Origin of the sequence: Collinsella sp. AF37-9, assembly GCF_003475115.1 — a bacterium.
Taxonomy (GTDB): Bacteria; Actinomycetota; Coriobacteriia; order Coriobacteriales; family Coriobacteriaceae; genus Collinsella.
Genome location: NZ_QROQ01000002.1, coordinates 157,102 through 172,562, shown reverse-complemented (window position 1 = coordinate 172,562; position 15,461 = coordinate 157,102). Strand labels below are relative to the sequence as shown.

The 15,461-nt window shown below is 62.4% G+C and carries 12 protein-coding genes; 6 read left to right on the top strand and 6 right to left on the bottom strand.

The genetic code is table 11. The features are described 5' to 3' along the window. Nucleotides 1-349: 349 nt before the first annotated feature. From DW024_RS01550 to DW024_RS01540, 3 genes are all read left to right on the top strand, one after another. On the top strand, nucleotides 350-670 hold the full coding sequence (locus tag DW024_RS01550) for a PadR family transcriptional regulator (RefSeq protein ID WP_199410663.1): 321 nt from the start codon (nucleotides 350-352) through the stop codon (nucleotides 668-670). 105 nt (nucleotides 671-775) lie between these two features. After that, the gene (locus DW024_RS01545) at nucleotides 776-1,288 is read left to right on the top strand and encodes a hypothetical protein (RefSeq protein ID WP_233541299.1); all 513 of its coding nucleotides are present in this window, start codon (nucleotides 776-778) and stop codon (nucleotides 1,286-1,288) included. A gap of 14 nt (nucleotides 1,289-1,302) precedes the next feature. Continuing rightward, nucleotides 1,303-1,566: a hypothetical protein gene (locus DW024_RS01540; RefSeq protein ID WP_117637816.1), complete on the top strand. Its 264-nt coding sequence runs from the start codon at nucleotides 1,303-1,305 to the stop codon at nucleotides 1,564-1,566. A gap of 509 nt (nucleotides 1,567-2,075) precedes the next feature. Here DW024_RS01540 and DW024_RS01530 read toward each other — a convergent pair. The 5 genes from DW024_RS01530 to DW024_RS01510 all read right to left on the bottom strand — a co-directional run bounded on the left by DW024_RS01530 (nucleotide 2,076) and on the right by DW024_RS01510 (nucleotide 6,937). Beyond that, nucleotides 2,076-2,777 (bottom strand): ABC transporter ATP-binding protein, encoded by a 702-nt coding sequence (locus tag DW024_RS01530; RefSeq protein ID WP_035137222.1) that lies wholly within the window; start codon nucleotides 2,775-2,777, stop codon nucleotides 2,076-2,078. A 12-nt stretch (nucleotides 2,778-2,789) separates the two neighbouring features. Continuing rightward, complete coding sequence (locus DW024_RS01525) at nucleotides 2,790-3,650, bottom strand: ABC transporter ATP-binding protein (RefSeq protein WP_089573307.1); 861 nt, start codon at nucleotides 3,648-3,650, stop codon at nucleotides 2,790-2,792. Beyond that, nucleotides 3,640-4,719 carry a branched-chain amino acid ABC transporter permease gene (locus DW024_RS01520; protein WP_117635469.1) on the bottom strand — a complete coding sequence of 360 codons (1,080 nt, stop codon included), beginning with the start codon at nucleotides 4,717-4,719 and terminating at the stop codon, nucleotides 3,640-3,642. The genes DW024_RS01525 and DW024_RS01520 overlap by 11 nt, the downstream gene beginning before the upstream one ends. Before the next feature lie 9 nt (nucleotides 4,720-4,728). Further along, entirely contained in the window at nucleotides 4,729-5,610 is an 882-nt protein-coding gene (locus DW024_RS01515; RefSeq protein WP_117637818.1) for a branched-chain amino acid ABC transporter permease, read from the bottom strand. 139 nt (nucleotides 5,611-5,749) lie between these two features. Next, on the bottom strand, nucleotides 5,750-6,937 hold the full coding sequence (locus tag DW024_RS01510) for an ABC transporter substrate-binding protein (protein WP_118376805.1): 1,188 nt from the start codon (nucleotides 6,935-6,937) through the stop codon (nucleotides 5,750-5,752). A gap of 494 nt (nucleotides 6,938-7,431) precedes the next feature. Between DW024_RS01510 and DW024_RS01505 the strand changes: the two genes are divergently transcribed. Together DW024_RS01505 and DW024_RS01500 are read left to right on the top strand one after the other, a co-directional pair. Continuing rightward, nucleotides 7,432-8,775, top strand: a complete 1,344-nt coding sequence (locus tag DW024_RS01505) for a homoserine dehydrogenase (protein ID WP_118376804.1) — start codon at nucleotides 7,432-7,434, stop codon at nucleotides 8,773-8,775. 217 nt (nucleotides 8,776-8,992) lie between these two features. Beyond that, a complete protein-coding gene (locus tag DW024_RS01500; RefSeq protein WP_117629660.1) occupies nucleotides 8,993-9,742 on the top strand; it encodes an SDR family NAD(P)-dependent oxidoreductase in 750 nt (249 codons plus the stop codon). 161 nt (nucleotides 9,743-9,903) lie between these two features. On the opposite strand, the gene DW024_RS01495 is transcribed toward DW024_RS01500, so the two are convergent. Beyond that, on the bottom strand, nucleotides 9,904-11,466 hold the full coding sequence (locus DW024_RS01495; protein ID WP_118376803.1) for a cation:proton antiporter: 1,563 nt from the start codon (nucleotides 11,464-11,466) through the stop codon (nucleotides 9,904-9,906). Between the two features lie 184 nt (nucleotides 11,467-11,650). On the opposite strand from DW024_RS01495, the gene DW024_RS01490 reads away from it, so the two are divergent. Beyond that, nucleotides 11,651-15,397, top strand: coding sequence for a phosphoribosylformylglycinamidine synthase (locus tag DW024_RS01490; RefSeq protein WP_117655184.1), 3,747 nt, complete (start codon nucleotides 11,651-11,653; stop codon nucleotides 15,395-15,397). Nucleotides 15,398-15,461 lie beyond the last annotated feature (64 nt).

Here is a 15,461-nt window from a genome sequence, read left to right as displayed (position 1 = left end):
CGGTCGGCGGCCCGTTCTGGGCGCGCCTCAATCGTAGCCCGAGACGGTCCCGGGCTGACAATTTCGACTGTAATGGACGTTCTTAAACGACTATTCATTCAAGAACGTCCCCAACGACTATCCCGGGATGAGGCACGCTTTGGTGCGTGAAGGTAGCTGCTCAGAAATGTGGTCGAATGAGAGTTGCATCAAAGGAGCACTGGTTGGTGTTTCGCGCGATGCGTCAACCGACACTCGTCGCTATACCGGGGACAGACAGACCGGACTCCCTATACGACAACTGTTGACATCATATACTATGTGTCATATAGTAGGTGTTGCACAGTATACTACGAAAGGAGGTGTGCGGATGGAGGCACAGATGAAGCGCGGCTTCCTCGAGGCCTGCGTGCTCGCGGCCGTCTCGGGCGAGGAATCCTACGGCTATCAGATCGTGAAGGACGTGCCCGCGAGCATGGGGCTCACGGAGTCCACGCTCTATCCGTTGCTCAAGCGCCTGGAGAAAGCGGGGTGCATCACGGCGCGCTCCGCCGAGCACAACGGGCGGCTGCGAAGGTACTACCGCATCACGGAAACCGGGCATGAGCGTATCGCCGAGTTCCTCGCCGAATGGCCATCCGTGCAGGAAATCTACCGTTACGTGAAGGGAGCGCACCATGACGCGCGATGAGTTCTTGAACCGGCTGGGCGAGCTTCTGGCCTGCCTGCCGGCAGATCAGGTAGGGAAACGCAGGAGTTCTACGCGGAGGCCATCGCCGACCGTATGGAGGACGGCATGACGGAGGCCGAGGCTGTGGCCGCCATGGGCACGCTCGGTGAGGTCGCCGAGGCAACGCTCGACGAACTGCCCGCCGTGCCGCGCGCAATTGCGAGGACCAAGCGCAAGAGCACGGCGCTTCTATGGGCGCTCGCCATCGTGGGCTCTCCGGTATGGATTCCGCTGCTGCTCGCGTTCGTCGCCGTTGCCGCTACAGTCTACATCTGCATTTGGGTTCTTGCGCTCTGCGTGTGGATCGTGGCCGCGGCATTCGGGGGCGCGGGCGTGGTGGGGCTCCTGTTCACCGCGGACGGCATCATTATCGGGCATGTTCCGTACGTTTTAACCTCGATGGGAATGGGATTCGTTTCCATCGGTGTGGCGCTCCTCGCGGGAGCCGGTGCCTGGACGGCGTCCAAGCAGATCGCGTGCCTCTCTGCCCTTTGGGCGAAGAAAGCCGTTTCGCCCTTCTGGAAAGATCGAGGCAATAAGAGCCGCAGGGGCGCTGAAGCGGCGCCGCTTACGGCATAGGAAGGAGTGCAAACATGTCCAGCGTAAAAAAGATTTACCTTGCCGTAGCGGGTGGGCTTGTTGCCACGGGGCTCGTCCTGGCTGCTATCGGATTTGTGGCCTCCGGCTTTAACCTCGCTGTGTTCAACACACAGATCGACCTGCGCGATGACACCATCATTCTGGGTGGTGTTGAAATAGACGACCCGACAGGGCTTCCGCTCATCGAGCAGCTTGCCGAGGTCGGCGAGATCCATATTGGATCTGCAACGACTGGTTCGTCTTCTCCTCGCAAATGATCGAGCTCGTAGCAGCCGTCCCCCCTTCGGGCGCACCACGACGGGCATGAGCACGCCGCGCTCGGAGCCTTTTTGCGAGACCTTCCGTCACGCTCTTCCTGCGTGGTGAACCGGTCATCGACCGACGAGAGGCTGATGGGAATCTCTCGACTTCGGGCCAATCCCGCTCACCGATCTGGTCTTCCTTCGTGATGCGCACATAAGCGAGCAGACACCGCGCAGAGCTTCAGCGCGGCCGCACTTCCACGTCTATGACGGAGGTGCCCGGCGGCGTCTTGGCGATCCCCTTGTTTGCAGGCGTTAGCGCGTGGGGATCGCCCACTCGGGGGTCGAGGTCGCCGAGGACGGCGGCGAACCTCGCGGTGTCATTCGACATCGCGAGGTTCCCGGACCATGACCACCTGGCCTCGTACCGCGGCATAGCCCCAAGGGTGAGGAGCTTCGGCACGTCGATCAGGGCGCCCGCGCAGCGTCGGCCGGTCCGCCGTTCGGTAGAACGGCGGAACCTCCTAGCCACCGAGATAGGCCTTGCGGACGTTATCGTCGTGCAGGAGCTCTTGGCCGGTGCCGGTCATGGTGATCTTGCCGGTCTCGAGCACGTAGCCGCGTGTGGCGATCGAGAGCGCCATCTGCGCGTTCTGCTCGACCAGAAGCACCGTGGTGCCGGCCTTGTGCAGGTCCTCGACAATCTGGAAGATCTGCTCAATCAGAATCGGCGCCAGACCCATGGAAGGTTCGTCGAGCATAAGCAGTTTGGGGTTACTCATAAGGGCGCGGCCCATAACGAGCATCTGCTGCTCGCCACCCGAAAGGGTGCCGGCGACCTGGCGACGGCGCTCCTTCAGGCGCGGGAACTGCTCGTAGACGCGCTCAAGGCCCGGAGCAACCGTGGACTTGGGCTGCGTGTAGGCGCCCATCTCCAGGTTCTCCTCGACCGTCATCTGCAAAAAGGCGCGACGGCCCTCGGGCACCTGGGCCAGGCCCTTACCAACCAGCTTATCGGCGGGCGTATGAGTAATGTCCTCGCCCATAAACTTGATGGAGCCGGTCTTGGAGCGCAGCAGGCCCGAGACGGTCTTGAGCGTTGTGGACTTGCCGGCACCGTTCGCACCGATCAGAGCCACGATCTCGCCCTCGTTGACGTTAAAGGAGATGTCCTTGATGGCGTGGATGGCACCGTACCAGACGTTGATGTTGTAGACGGAAAGCATCGGCTCTGCCATTTAGTTCTCCCCCTTATCCTGCTTGCCCAGATACGCCTCGATAACGGCGTCGTTGTTCTGGATTTCCTCGGCCGTGCCCTTGGCGATGACCTTACCAAAGTTGAGCACGCAGATGCCCTCACAGATGTTCATAACGAGCGACATGTCGTGCTCGATAAGCATGATGGCGATGCCGAAGGTGTCACGAATCTTGACGATGTTCTCCATGAGCTCGGCGGTCTCGGACGGGTTCATGCCGGCGGCAGGCTCGTCGAGCAGCAGCAGCTTGGGGTTGGTGGCAAGCGCACGGACGATCTCCAGACGACGCTGAGCGCCGTAAGGCAGCGAGCCGGCCTGCTCATTTGCCAGATGCTCCATATCAAAGATGGACAGCAGCTCCATGGCGCGCTCGTGGGCGGCCTTCTCGTGCTTCCAATACGTCGGCAGGCGCAGCACGCCCTCAAAGCCGGAGTAACGCTCCTGGTTATGCAGGCCGACCTTAACGTTATCCTCCACCGTCATGGTGTTAAACAGGCGGATGTTTTGGAAGGTGCGGGCAATACCCATGCGGTTGACCTGGTAGACCGACTTGCCCGAGGTGTCCTCACCGTCGAGCAGGATGGTGCCGTGCGTGGGCTGGTACACCTTGGTGAGCAGGTTGAAGACCGTGGTCTTACCGGCACCATTGGGGCCGATCAGGCCGGCGATCTCGGTCTTGCCGATAGTCAGGCTAAAGTCGTCGACTGCCTTAAGGCCACCGAACTCAATGCCCAGGTGGATGCACTCGAGCGCCGGGCGCTGGCCCAGGTCGCGATCGGGAACGATGGCGCCAGAAGGATACGGGACCATCTTGCCCTTGTTGAACTCAAATTTACTGGGCATCGGCTGCCACCTCCTTCTTGGAAGCAAAACGGTCCTTGACGCGACCGAAGAACGCCTTGAGCTGCGGGTTGTTGGTAAAGATCATGACCAGGATCAGCACGATGGCGTAGATGAGCATGCGGTAGTCCGAGAACTGACGGAGCAGCTCAGGAAGCACCGTGAGCAACGCCGCCGCGATGACGGAGCCGCGCATGTTGCCCAGACCGCCCAGGACCACGAACACCAGGATGAGGATCGACGTGTTGAAGTCGAACTTGGTGGCGGAGAGCTGCGAGAAGTTACCGCCGAAGAGAGCTCCGGCAGCACCGGCGAGGGCAGCGGAAACCACGAAGGCGATCATGCGGTACTCGGTGACGGAGATGCCTACGGACTCGGCTGCAATCTTGTTATCGCGCACGGCCATGATGGCACGGCCGGTACGGCTGCGCACCAGGTTGAGTACAATCACGAGCGCGACCATGACCAGGATGGCACCGGCGAGGAAGGTCGAGTACGTCGACACGCCCGAGGCACCCTGGGCGCCCTTGATGATGGCGGTGCCGTCCTCGAGCAGGTGCAGGTCGTCGATCGTGGAGTTGCCCGTGATGTTAAAGATCACATGCAGGCCGCGGGAGTCGACACCCACAATGAGGCAGGTGACGATCTCTTTGATGATCTCGCCAAAAGCCAGGGTCACGATGGCCAGATAGTCGCCGCTCAGGCGCAGGACCGGGATACCGATCAAGAAGCCCAAGATGGCAGCGGCGATAGCGCCGACCACAATGCTGATGACAAGACGTATTGGATCGGAGGGAACGGCGCTCTCGAGGGCGACGGCGGTAACGATGCCCGTATAGGCGCCGACGCTCATAAAGCCCGCGTGGCCCAGCGACAAGTCGCCCGCGATACCGACGACGAGGTTGAGCGAGATGGCCATAACGATGTAGGCCGTGATGGGGACCAGCTGACCGGCGATCATGCGCGGGATCATATGGTTGGACTGCATAAAGAACACGATGGCGAATGCCACGATGCACATGGCGTACGTGACAAAGTCGTGACGCGTCTGCTTGTCTTTAAGGAACTTCATAGCGCTCACCTACACCTTCTCGGGGACGTACTTGCCCAAGAGGCCGGCAGGCTTGACGAGCAGGACGATAATCAGAACACCAAAGACGATGGAGTTGGCAAGACTCGTGGAAATGTAGGCCTGGGCCATCGCCTCGATGATGCCGATGAGAATGCCGCCGACAAAGGCGCCGGGAATGGAGCCGATGCCGCCGAAGACGGCAGCGTCGAAAGCCTTGATGCCGGGCATGGCGCCCGTGGTGGGCTGCAGCACCGGCGAGTAGGAGCACAGGAGCACGCCGGCGATAGCGGCAAGCGCCGAGCCGATGGCAAACGTCATCGAGATGGTGCGGTTAACGTTGATGCCCATGAGCTGAGCGGCGGCCTTGTCCTCGGACACGGCACGCATGGCCTTGCCCATCTTGGTCTTACCCGTAAAGAACACCAGGCCGGCCATGATCACCAGGCAGGCGACGATGGTGACGAGCGATACGGCGCTCACGTTGTACTTGGCCAAGAACTCCGGCACTGGGAAGGTGACGAGCGAAGTAAAGTTCTTGGGCGTGGCGCCCCACAGGAGCTGCGCGGCATTCTGCAGGAAGTAGGACACGCCGATAGCCGTGATCAAAACGGCCAGCGGGCCCGCCTGGCGCAGCGGCTTATAGGCCAGGCCCTCAATGAGAACACCGAGAATCGTGCAGACCGCGCAAGAGAGAATTACAGATGCCCAGCCCGGGAGGCCGAGATACGACGTGGCGCAGAACGAGACATAGGCACCAACCATGATGACGTCGCCGTGAGCGAAGTTCAGCATCTTGGCGATACCGTAGACCATGGTGTAGCCCAACGCGATGATGGCGTAGACGCTGCCCATGGACAGGCCGTTGACCAGGTATTGGATAAAGACCGTCATGTTCCACATCCCCCTTTCGAATAGGTTTCCAGTTGATGTATGAAACAGGGACGTTACATCGTCCCTAGATACCAAGCAAGCAGGGAAGGCCAAAACCTCCCCTGCTTGGGATCAAAACCGCTCTATATAAGGCGGCCTATTAGGCCTGTACGTACTTGCCGTCGGTAATGACGTACGCCGTCGGGTCCTTCTGGACCTGACCCTTGTCGTTCCAGGAGAGCTTGCCAGTCAGACCGTCAACGGTAATCTTGAGCATAGCCTCGGGAAGCTTCTCGGCAACCTCGGTGGGGTCGGCGTCGACGCCCAGGGCGGCCTCCTTGAGAGCCTCGACCACAGCATGCACGCCGTCGTAGGCGTCGGCGGCAAACTGGTCGGGGGTATCGCCGTACTTATCCTTGTAAGCGTTGACGAAGTCGGCGTTCTTCTCGTCGTCGGCGGAGAACGGGGTCATGAGCAGCAGACCCTCGGCAAGAGAGGTGTCGAAGCCCTCAACGCCCAGGATGCCGTCCATGCCGTCGCAGCCCATCATCTTGACGTCGTAGCCCATGTCCTTGGCGTTCTTGAGCAGGACGGACGCCGGCGTGTAGTAGATCGGCGCAAAGATCATGGTGGCGCCTGCCTGCTTGGCCTTGGTCAGCTGGTTGGTAAAGCTCGTGGCGGAGTCGTCCTTAAAGGTCTCCTCGTCGACAATCTCAAGCTTAGACTTAGCGGCCTGGGCCTTAAAGGAATCTGCGATGCCCGAAGAATAGGCGTCGCCGGAGTTATAGAACAGCACGAACTTCTCGTTCGCATACTTCTCTGCCAGGAACTTGGCAGCGTTGACACCTTGGTTGGGGTCGGTAAAGCAAACCTGGAAGACGCAATCCTTGCCCTTGGTAACGTCCTCGGAGGACGCAGACGGGGTGATCATGAACGTCTCGGGGTCGTTGCCGCACTCGGCGGCAACGGCGACCGACGCACCCGTGGTGGTCGGACCGACGAGGGCCTGCATGCCCCAGTCGAGCAGGGTGTTGAAGGCGTTGACGGCCTTCTCACCGTCAGCCTGGTCGTCCTCGGCCTTGCTGACAAGCGGCAGCTCCTTAGTCGAGAAATCCTTGCAGCCAAGCTCGACAGCCTGTGTAACGGACTTGCCGTAGGACGCGTTGGCGCCGGTCAGCGGGCCGATGGTGCCGATCTTAAACGAAGCGTCGCCCGACGCGGAACCGCTGTCGCCGCCGTTGGAGGAGCAGCCAGCTAGAATGGACATCGCCCCCAGACCTGCTGCGCTCGCGATAACGCTCCTGCGATTCATAACAGGGTTCAATGACTTACCGGTGAGGCTCGACATGCGGCTCTCCTCTCAAATCTCGTCGGGTTTCGGTTACCCGACAGGCCATCCTTCGCCGTGTTCGGCGTTCGCAAAATAGTAGACGCTTTAGTTAGGAAAAGTGGCGAATATTTCAACTTTTCTTTGGATTTGTTCATTTATCCATATTTCTGCGTATTTCTATTTTTTTATGCAGTAATGCCACTTTATTGTGTAAAAGTAATGTTTCCATTCTGTTACAAGCGTTCCCGCTCTTAATAAACATGGTGTCCCCCTTTTCGCTAGCCGCGATGCGGCCGTCTTGCGGTACAGGGCAAACCTTATGGTGCAAACGTTGACAGTTTGTTACGGAGTTCCGTTTGTAGCGAGCATGTTTCCAATGTTTCCGCAGCGTTTCGGGGGTGCCGTTTTGTGCGACTCCTGTTGCCTGGCGAGCACGCGCCCTCTGTTCACGCTAGAATGCACTCAACCTTTAAGCGGTTAATCCATCCATGAGATGCACGAAGGAGCTATCTATGAGCGAACCCCTGCGCACCGTGAACGTCGGTCTGATCGGCCTGGGAACCGTCGGCGGCGGCGTGGCCCGTCTGATCAAGAGCCACCACGATGAGTACCTGGCAGCCTACGGCATCGACCTTAAGCTGACCCGCGCCTGCGCGCTTGCCTGGGAGCAGGCCGAGGCGGCAGGCATTGAGCGCGAGGCCTTCACGAGTGACTGGCACGACGTCGTCACCGACCCCGCCGTCGACATCGTCGTCGAGCTGATCGGCGGCGAGCATCCCGCAACCGAGATCTTCACCACCGCCTTCGAGAACGGCAAGCACGTCGTCTCTGCCAACAAGGCCCTGCTGGGCCGTCACGTCGAGACGCTCGCCGAAAAGGCGCGCGCGTGCGGCGTGCAGATTAAGTGCGAGGCCAGCTGCGGCGGTGGCATCCCCATTGTCAGCACGCTCGAGCACGACCTAGTGGGCAACAAGATCCTGACCATCGCCGGCATCCTCAACGGCACCACCAACTATATCCTGTCGCGCATGGACGCCGAGGGCGCCGATTACGCCGACGTGCTTGCCGACGCGCAGGCCAAGGGCTATGCCGAGGCCGACCCGTCCGCAGACGTCGACGGCTTCGACGCCGCCAGCAAGACGGCCATCCTTGCCTCCATCGGCTTTGGCACCCGCGTGACCACCGACGATGTGTACCAGCAGGGTATCCGCACCATCGGCGCCGAGGACATCACTCAGGCCCGCGAGCTCGGCTACACCATTAAGCTGCTGGGCATCGCCCGCAACACCGACGCCGGCGTCGACGTCCGCGTGCATCCCACGCTGATCCCCGCCGACCACATGCTTGCCAAGGTCAACGGCGCCATGAACGCTGTCTACGTGGTAGGCGACGCCGTGGGCGAGACCATGTTCTACGGTGCCGGCGCAGGCTCCTTCCCCACCGCGAGCGCCGTCGTGGGCGATATCCTGTCGCTCTCCGAGCAGATCAGCCGCGGCGTGGCTCCGCTGCCCGAGATTGAGCCCTATGGCCACAACCTCGCCTTTAAGCCCATGGACGAGCTCCAGACCAAGTACTATGTGCGCCTGAAGGTCGCCGACCGCGTGGGCGCCCTGTCCGAGACGGTCGACATCTTTGCCAAGCACAACATCTCGATCTCGCTCATCAACCAGGTCGAGGACGGCAAGTCGGGCGTCAGCGATGCCTGCTCGGTCATCTTCCTGACGCACCGCGCGCTCGAGAAGGACGTCCAGGCTGCCGCCGCCGAGCTTGCCAGCGTCGACTGCGTGGCCGAGGTCGCCAACGTCCTGCGTATCGAGGACGTCGAGGCCTGGACCGAAGGCGTTATGGCCAACTAGTCCAACACCCGCTTAACAATACGCGCCTCGGGGGGCTCCCGTCCTATGTGGGACGGGAGCCCTTTTCTATCCGGCTTCTAAGCACAGCGGCAAAGCGGCATTTGCACGAGCCGTTCATCGGTAACGCGGGCTACCGTTCACCGATATGCAAACGCGGCCGATTCCGGCTACCGCTACGCTGTGCTGCGAATGTCCGCCCGCGATGAGAGGAAGCACTATGTTGCTCGAGGGCAAGAAAGCAATCATCACCGGAGGCACGCGCGGTATCGGCTATGCCATCGCCTGCCGTTTTATCGAGGAGGGCGCCGCCGTCACCGTCTTTGGCTCGCGCCAGGAAACTGCCGACGCAGCCGTTGAGAAGCTGGCGGCCGCCTATCCCGAGGCCAAGGTCTGGGGCCGCTCCTGCGACCTCACCTCGCTCGAGGCCGTAACCGAGGCCTTTACCCAAGCTGCCACCGATATGGGCGGCCTGGACACGGTCGTCAACAATGCCGGCATCTCCCAGCGCTCGCCCCTTTTGGACTACACGGCCGAGGAGTTTGCAAAGGTCATGGACCTCAACGTCGTCGCCGTCTTTAATGGCCACCAGGCTGCCGCCAAGATCATGACCGAGGCCGGCCACGGCGGCACCATCACCACCACGAGCTCGATGGTCGCCAAGTACGGTCAGCCCTCCGGCGTCGGCTATCCCACGTCCAAGTTCGCCGTCAACGGCATGGTCCAGTCGCTCTCGCGCGAGCTCGCCCCCATGGGCATTCGCGTCAACGCCGTCGCACCTGGCGTAACCAAGACCGATATGGTCGCCAACCTGCCCGAAGAGGTCATCAAGCCCATCATCGCCACCATTCCGCTGGGTCGCATGGGCGAGCCCGAGGATGTCGCCAACGCTTTTGTTTTCTTGGCGAGCGACATGTCCTCCTATGTTACGGGTGCCGTGCTCCCCGTCGACGGAGCCGCCCGCTCCTAAGAGGCCACAAGCTTTGGCCCCTGGCCCCAACATAGCTCAACCAAAAAAGGCGCGCTGCCCGCATCAACTGCGGGCAGCGCGTCTTCTTCTGTTTGAAGGGAAACTGCGTCCCGTTTCGCGTCCGTCCTCAAACGGGAATGTCACCTCCGCACCAGCGTCGGCTATTTGCCGTCGTCCTCGTCGGCTTCTTCATGCGCATAAAGCTCCAGCATGCGACGGCGATACTCATGCACGGCGAGCTTGGCGCGCTCCAGGCGGCGACGCTCGCGCGGAGTCAGCTCGGACGGGTCAACCTCATCACCATAGGTCTTATCGGCAAGAAGATGCGCCGCGTCCACGATGCGGGCATCGATGTGGCCGCTCGCTGCCTCGGCGGAAAGACGCTCGGCAATCGTATCGAGCGTAGGCAGGCCCTCGAATACGCGACCATGGCCATGCGATGTCAGCAGCTCGTGCTCGCGTGCGAGCAGGCTCGCTAGGTCGTGGTGGGCGCGCAGGATGTCGAGCGCATCGGATGGATGCTCGGCAACCTCTGCCACGGCGGCAACCGGCGCGGCATCGACCACGCGGTAGAAGAGCTGCGCGAGCAGTGGCATCAGGAACACCGTGATGGCGCCGGCCGCCACCATAACCGAAGCGACGCCCTGTGATAATGCGCCGGCGTTGACAGCGACGCTCGTCACGGCGACGATAATCGGCAGCGCCGTGGTGCAGTACAGGGCCACGGTAATGCGGCCATACGCCGACACATCGCGCGTCGCAGGACAAATGCTCATGGAAATAAGAATGGGCACGGCGCGGATAACCAGCAACGCCACGATAAAGCCCACGAGCAAGCCGGGGCGCGATGCTACAGCAGTCAGGTCGATCTTGGCACCCGACACGGTAAAGAACACCGGGATCAAAAAGCCATAGGCAAGGCCATCGAGTTTAAGCTCGAGCGTATGGTTGCCCTCGGGGATGATATAGCGCAGGACAAAGCCCGCGGCAAAAGCGCCCAACACGATATCGAGGCTAAAAATGGCGGAAAACGCCACGAGCGTGACCAGGATGAGCACTGTGAGGCGCACGAACGTCTGAGAAGTCGTATCGGCGCGCTCCTGAATAAAGGCAAAGAAGCGGCTGCCAATACGCTTGGAGCGACTGGGGACCACGGCAAGCAGCACGCACACCACGGCGAACAGCCCCAAGATCAACAGCGTCTCGACACCCGTACGGGCAGACAACAGCACCGACATGGCGAGCACGGGACCGAGCTCGCCCCAAGTGCCATACGCGAGAATCGAGTCGCCCACGCGCGTGCCGGTGAGCGAGCGCTCACGCATGATGGGCACAAGCGTACCGAGCGCCGTCGAAGTGAGGGCAAGCGTCACGGCGATACCGTCGAAATGACTGACTGAGAACCACGGGGTAAAGCGCACGGCAAGCCAGGCGATACCAAACGTGACGACCCACGTCGCCAAGCCGTAGCGCCCCTCGACGCCCGTGATGCTCTTGGGGTCGATCTCAAAGCCGGCAAGCAGGAACAAAAAGGCCAGGCCCAGCTCGGACACCAGCGAGACCTCAGCATCTACATGGATGACGCCGAGCATATGGGGTCCCAGTACCGCGCCGAGCACGAGCAAAAAGACCGTCTCGGGAACGGGTTTTCCGGGAATCGCCGAGGCGATAAAAGGACTCGCAAAGGCCACGAGTGCGATGATGGCGAGCGAAACGAATGCCATGTGATGCCTTTCTCTTGTTTGCGCTTCACTGTAGCACCCTCGCCGTCCTCAACGCGCCGCGAGCTGTCGTATCATAGTGAGGTTTACAAACATGTGGCTCAAGGCGACCGCAGGGCAGACCCCGCAAACCGACCGCTGCCGCATACCGTACCGTACGCCCAACCGATCAGGAAGGCAGGAACCAATGGTCTCTCGTATCTACGTGGAGAAGAAACCCGGGTTCGACGTCGAGGCTCAGCAGCTCAAGGGCGAGCTGACCGAAATTCTCGGCATCAAGGGCATCGAGGCCCTGAGGATTATCAACCGCTACGACGTCGAGGGCATCGACAAGGAGCTTTTCCGGTCCTGCGTGCCGACCGTCTTTAGCGAGCCCCAGGTCGATGTGACCTACGACGAGCTCCCCGCAAGCGATGGCGCCGTCTTTGCCGTCGAATTCCTGCCTGGCCAGTTTGACCAGCGCGCCGACTCCGCCAGCGAGTGCGTGCAGCTCATCAGCCAGGGCGAGCGCCCCGCCGTGCGCTCCGCCAAGGTCTATATGATCTCGGGCGCTCTGGACGAGGCCGCCATCGATGCCATCAAGCACTACGTGGTGAACCCCGTCGAGGCGCGCATCGCCTCGCTCGACCTGCCCGAGACGCTGTACATGGAGACCCCCGAGCCCCAGCCCGTCGAGGTGCTCGACGGTTTCCGCGAGCTCGACGAAGCCGGCCTTGCCGCCTTTATTTCCGAGCGCGGCCTTGCCATGGACGAGGCGGACATCGCCTTCTGCCAGCAGTACTTCCGCGATGAGGATCGCGACCCCACCATCACCGAGATCCGCGTGATCGACACCTACTGGTCTGATCACTGCCGCCACACCACCTTCGGCACCGTCCTGGACGACGTGACGATCGACGACGCCGTGGTGCAGCAGGCCTTCGACCGCTACATGGAGATGCGCCACGAACTCGGTCGCGACACCAAGCCCGTCTGCCTCATGGACATGGGCACCATCGGCGCCAAGTACCTCAAGAAGACCGGCGTCATGACCGATGTCGACGAGTCCGAGGAGATCAACGCCTGCACCGTCAAGGTGAAGGTCGATGTCGACGGCGAGGACCAGGACTGGCTGTTCCTCTTTAAGAACGAGACCCACAACCACCCGACCGAGATCGAGCCCTTCGGTGGTGCCGCCACCTGCGTGGGCGGTGCCATCCGCGACCCGCTGTCGGGCCGCAGCTACGTGTACCAGGCCATGCGTGTCACCGGCGCCGGCGACCCCACCGTCCCCGTGTCCGAGACGCTCGAGGGCAAGCTGCCGCAGCGTAAGCTCGTGACCACTGCTGCCGCCGGCTACTCCAGCTACGGCAACCAGATCGGCCTTGCCACCGGTCAGGTCAACGAACTCTATCACCCCGGCTACGTCGCCAAGCGTATGGAGGTCGGCGCCGTCGTGGGCGCCACCCCGGCAAACCACGTGCGTCGCGAGTGCCCCGCCCCCACCGACAAGATCATCCTGCTGGGCGGCCGCACTGGCCGTGATGGCATCGGTGGCGCTACCGGCTCTTCCAAGACCCAGAACACCGAGTCCATCGAGACCTCGGGTGCCGAGGTCCAGAAGGGCAACGCCCCGGTCGAGCGCAAGCTGCAGCGCCTGTTCCGCCGCGGCGACGCCTGCCGTCTGATCAAGCGCTGCAATGACTTTGGCGCTGGCGGCGTCTCGGTCGCCGTGGGCGAGCTTGCCGACGGCCTGTACGTGGACCTGGACACCGTGACCAAGAAGTACGACGGTCTTGACGGCACTGAGCTCGCCATCTCCGAGTCCCAGGAGCGCATGGCCTGCGCCGTCGCCGATGGTGACGTCGATGAGTTCATGGGCTACGCCGCCGAGGAGAACCTGGAGGCGACCGTCATCGCCGAGGTTACCGCCGAGCCGCGCATGCGCATGGCCTGGAACGGCGTCGCCATCGTCGACCTGTCCCGCGAGTTCCTCAACTCCAACGGTGCGCCCAAGCACCAGGTCGCCCACGTCTGCGCCCGTAGCGTGTGGCAGCCCAGCTGGGCCGGCACCACGCTTGCCGAGCGCATGACCTCGCTTGTCACCGACCTCAACGTCGCCTCCAACAAGGGCCTTTCCGAGCGCTTCGACTCCACCATCGGCGCCGCGACCGTGCTCATGCCCTTTGGCGGCAAGACGCAGCTCACTCCGAGCTCTGCCATGGTCGCCAAGTTCCCCGTGGACGGCGAGACCACCACGGCGAGCGCTATGGCATGGGGCTTCAACCCCTACCTGATGGAGGCCGACCAGTTTGCGGGCGCCTACCTGTCCGTAGTCGAGTCCATCGCCAAGCTCGTTGCCGCCGGCTTTGAGCACAAGCGCGCCTACCTCTCCTTCCAGGAGTACTTCGAGCGCCTGCGCACCGAGGCCGAGCGTTGGGGCAAGCCCATGGCAGCCGTCCTGGGTGCCCTTATGGCCCAGGTCGATCTGGGTGCCGGCGCCATCGGCGGCAAGGACTCCATGAGCGGCTCCTTTGAGGACGAGGCCGGCGAGCTCAACGTTCCGCCGACCCTGATCAGCTTCGCTGTGGCCGTGGGCCGCGCGGCGCGCGCTGTCTCCCCTGAGTTCAAGGGTCTGACGCACCGCGTCGTCCGCATCGCCCCCGCCACCTACGGCGAGGACTACCGTCCCGATGCCCAGCAGCTGCTCGCCGCATTTGACGCCGTCGAGGCGCTCACTGCTACCGGCAACGCCCTGGCCATCTCCACGCCCGGCTACGGCTGCGGCGCCGAGAGCCTCTTTAAGATGTGCGTCGGCAACCAGATCGGTATCGAGCTTGCCGAGGATGTGGACGTGGAGAGCTTCTTCACCCCGCTCTACGGCAGCTTTATCGTCGAGCTCGCCGATGACGCCGAGCTGCCCGAGGTCGCCGACGGCGTTGTCGTCGAGCCCCTGGGCACCACCGTCGAGGGCTATGTCATCGACACCGGCTCCGAGGTCATCGAGCTCTCCGAGCTCCAAGAGGCCTGGGAGAGCGGCATCGAAGGCGTCTTTGCCTACCGCAGCACCGGCGAGCAGCCCGAGGTCGAGACCATCGACTATCGCACCAAGGATATCCACGTGTACGGCGGCGCCAAAATCGCCCGCCCGCGCGTGATTATCCCGGTGTTCCCCGGCAACAACTGCGAGTACGACAGCGCCCGCGCCTTCCGCGCCGCCGGCGCCGAGGCCGACACCTTCGTGATCAACAACCTCACGCCCGAGGCTGTTGCCGAAAGCACCCACGAGCTTGCCCGTCGCATCCGCCAAAGCCAGATCGTCATGATCCCCGGCGGCTTCTCGGGCGGCGACGAGCCCGACGGCTCCGCCAAGTTCATCACGGCGTTCTTCCGCGCTCCCGAGGTCACCGAGGCAGTTCGCGACCTGCTCAAGGCCCGCGACGGCCTGATGCTGGGCATCTGCAACGGCTTCCAGGCCCTGATCAAGCTCGGCCTGGTACCCTACGGCGACATCGTCGACGCCACGCCCGATGCGCCCACGCTGACGTTCAACACCATCGGTCGCCATCAGAGCCGCCTGGTGCGCACCCGCATCTCGTCCAACCTGTCCCCGTGGCTGTCGCAGTGCAGCCTCGACGACCCCTACACCGTCGCCATCAGCCACGGCGAGGGCCGCTTTGTCGCCAACGACGAGGTGCTCGCCCAGCTGATCGCCAACGGCCAGGTCGCCACGCAGTACGTGGGCGAGGACGGCAAGCCCAGCATGGACCTTTCCGTCAACCCCAACGGCTCCGCACTCGCCATCGAGGGCATCACGAGCCCCGACGGCCGCGTCCTGGGCAAGATGGGCCATGCCGAGCGTCGCGGCGACAACCTGTACCGCAACGTGCCCGAGCATGTCCCCGGCGACAAGTTCATGCCGATCTTTGAGAGCGGCGTAGCCTACTTCGCCTAAGCCTTTCCCATCGGGTACAATCCCCTCGGGTAACAACACCCGCCACCGACACATCCGGTGGCGG

Excerpts from the sequence above, each read along its gene's own strand:
- DW024_RS01550 (WP_199410663.1), top strand. The coding sequence starts at position 350 with ATGGAGGCACAGATGAAGCGCGGCTTCCTCGAGGCCTGCGTGCTCGCG.
- DW024_RS01545 (WP_233541299.1), top strand. The coding sequence starts at position 776 with ATGACGGAGGCCGAGGCTGTGGCCGCCATGGGCACGCTCGGTGAGGTC.
- DW024_RS01540 (WP_117637816.1), top strand. The coding sequence starts at position 1,303 with ATGTCCAGCGTAAAAAAGATTTACCTTGCCGTAGCGGGTGGGCTTGTT.
- DW024_RS01530 (WP_035137222.1), bottom strand. The coding sequence starts at position 2,777 with ATGCTTTCCGTCTACAACATCAACGTCTGGTACGGTGCCATCCACGCC.
- DW024_RS01525 (WP_089573307.1), bottom strand. The coding sequence starts at position 3,650 with ATGCCCAGTAAATTTGAGTTCAACAAGGGCAAGATGGTCCCGTATCCT.
- DW024_RS01520 (WP_117635469.1), bottom strand. The coding sequence starts at position 4,719 with ATGAAGTTCCTTAAAGACAAGCAGACGCGTCACGACTTTGTCACGTAC.
- DW024_RS01515 (WP_117637818.1), bottom strand. The coding sequence starts at position 5,610 with ATGACGGTCTTTATCCAATACCTGGTCAACGGCCTGTCCATGGGCAGC.
- DW024_RS01510 (WP_118376805.1), bottom strand. The coding sequence starts at position 6,937 with ATGTCGAGCCTCACCGGTAAGTCATTGAACCCTGTTATGAATCGCAGG.
- DW024_RS01505 (WP_118376804.1), top strand. The coding sequence starts at position 7,432 with ATGAGCGAACCCCTGCGCACCGTGAACGTCGGTCTGATCGGCCTGGGA.
- DW024_RS01500 (WP_117629660.1), top strand. The coding sequence starts at position 8,993 with ATGTTGCTCGAGGGCAAGAAAGCAATCATCACCGGAGGCACGCGCGGT.
- DW024_RS01495 (WP_118376803.1), bottom strand. The coding sequence starts at position 11,466 with ATGGCATTCGTTTCGCTCGCCATCATCGCACTCGTGGCCTTTGCGAGT.
- DW024_RS01490 (WP_117655184.1), top strand. The coding sequence starts at position 11,651 with ATGGTCTCTCGTATCTACGTGGAGAAGAAACCCGGGTTCGACGTCGAG.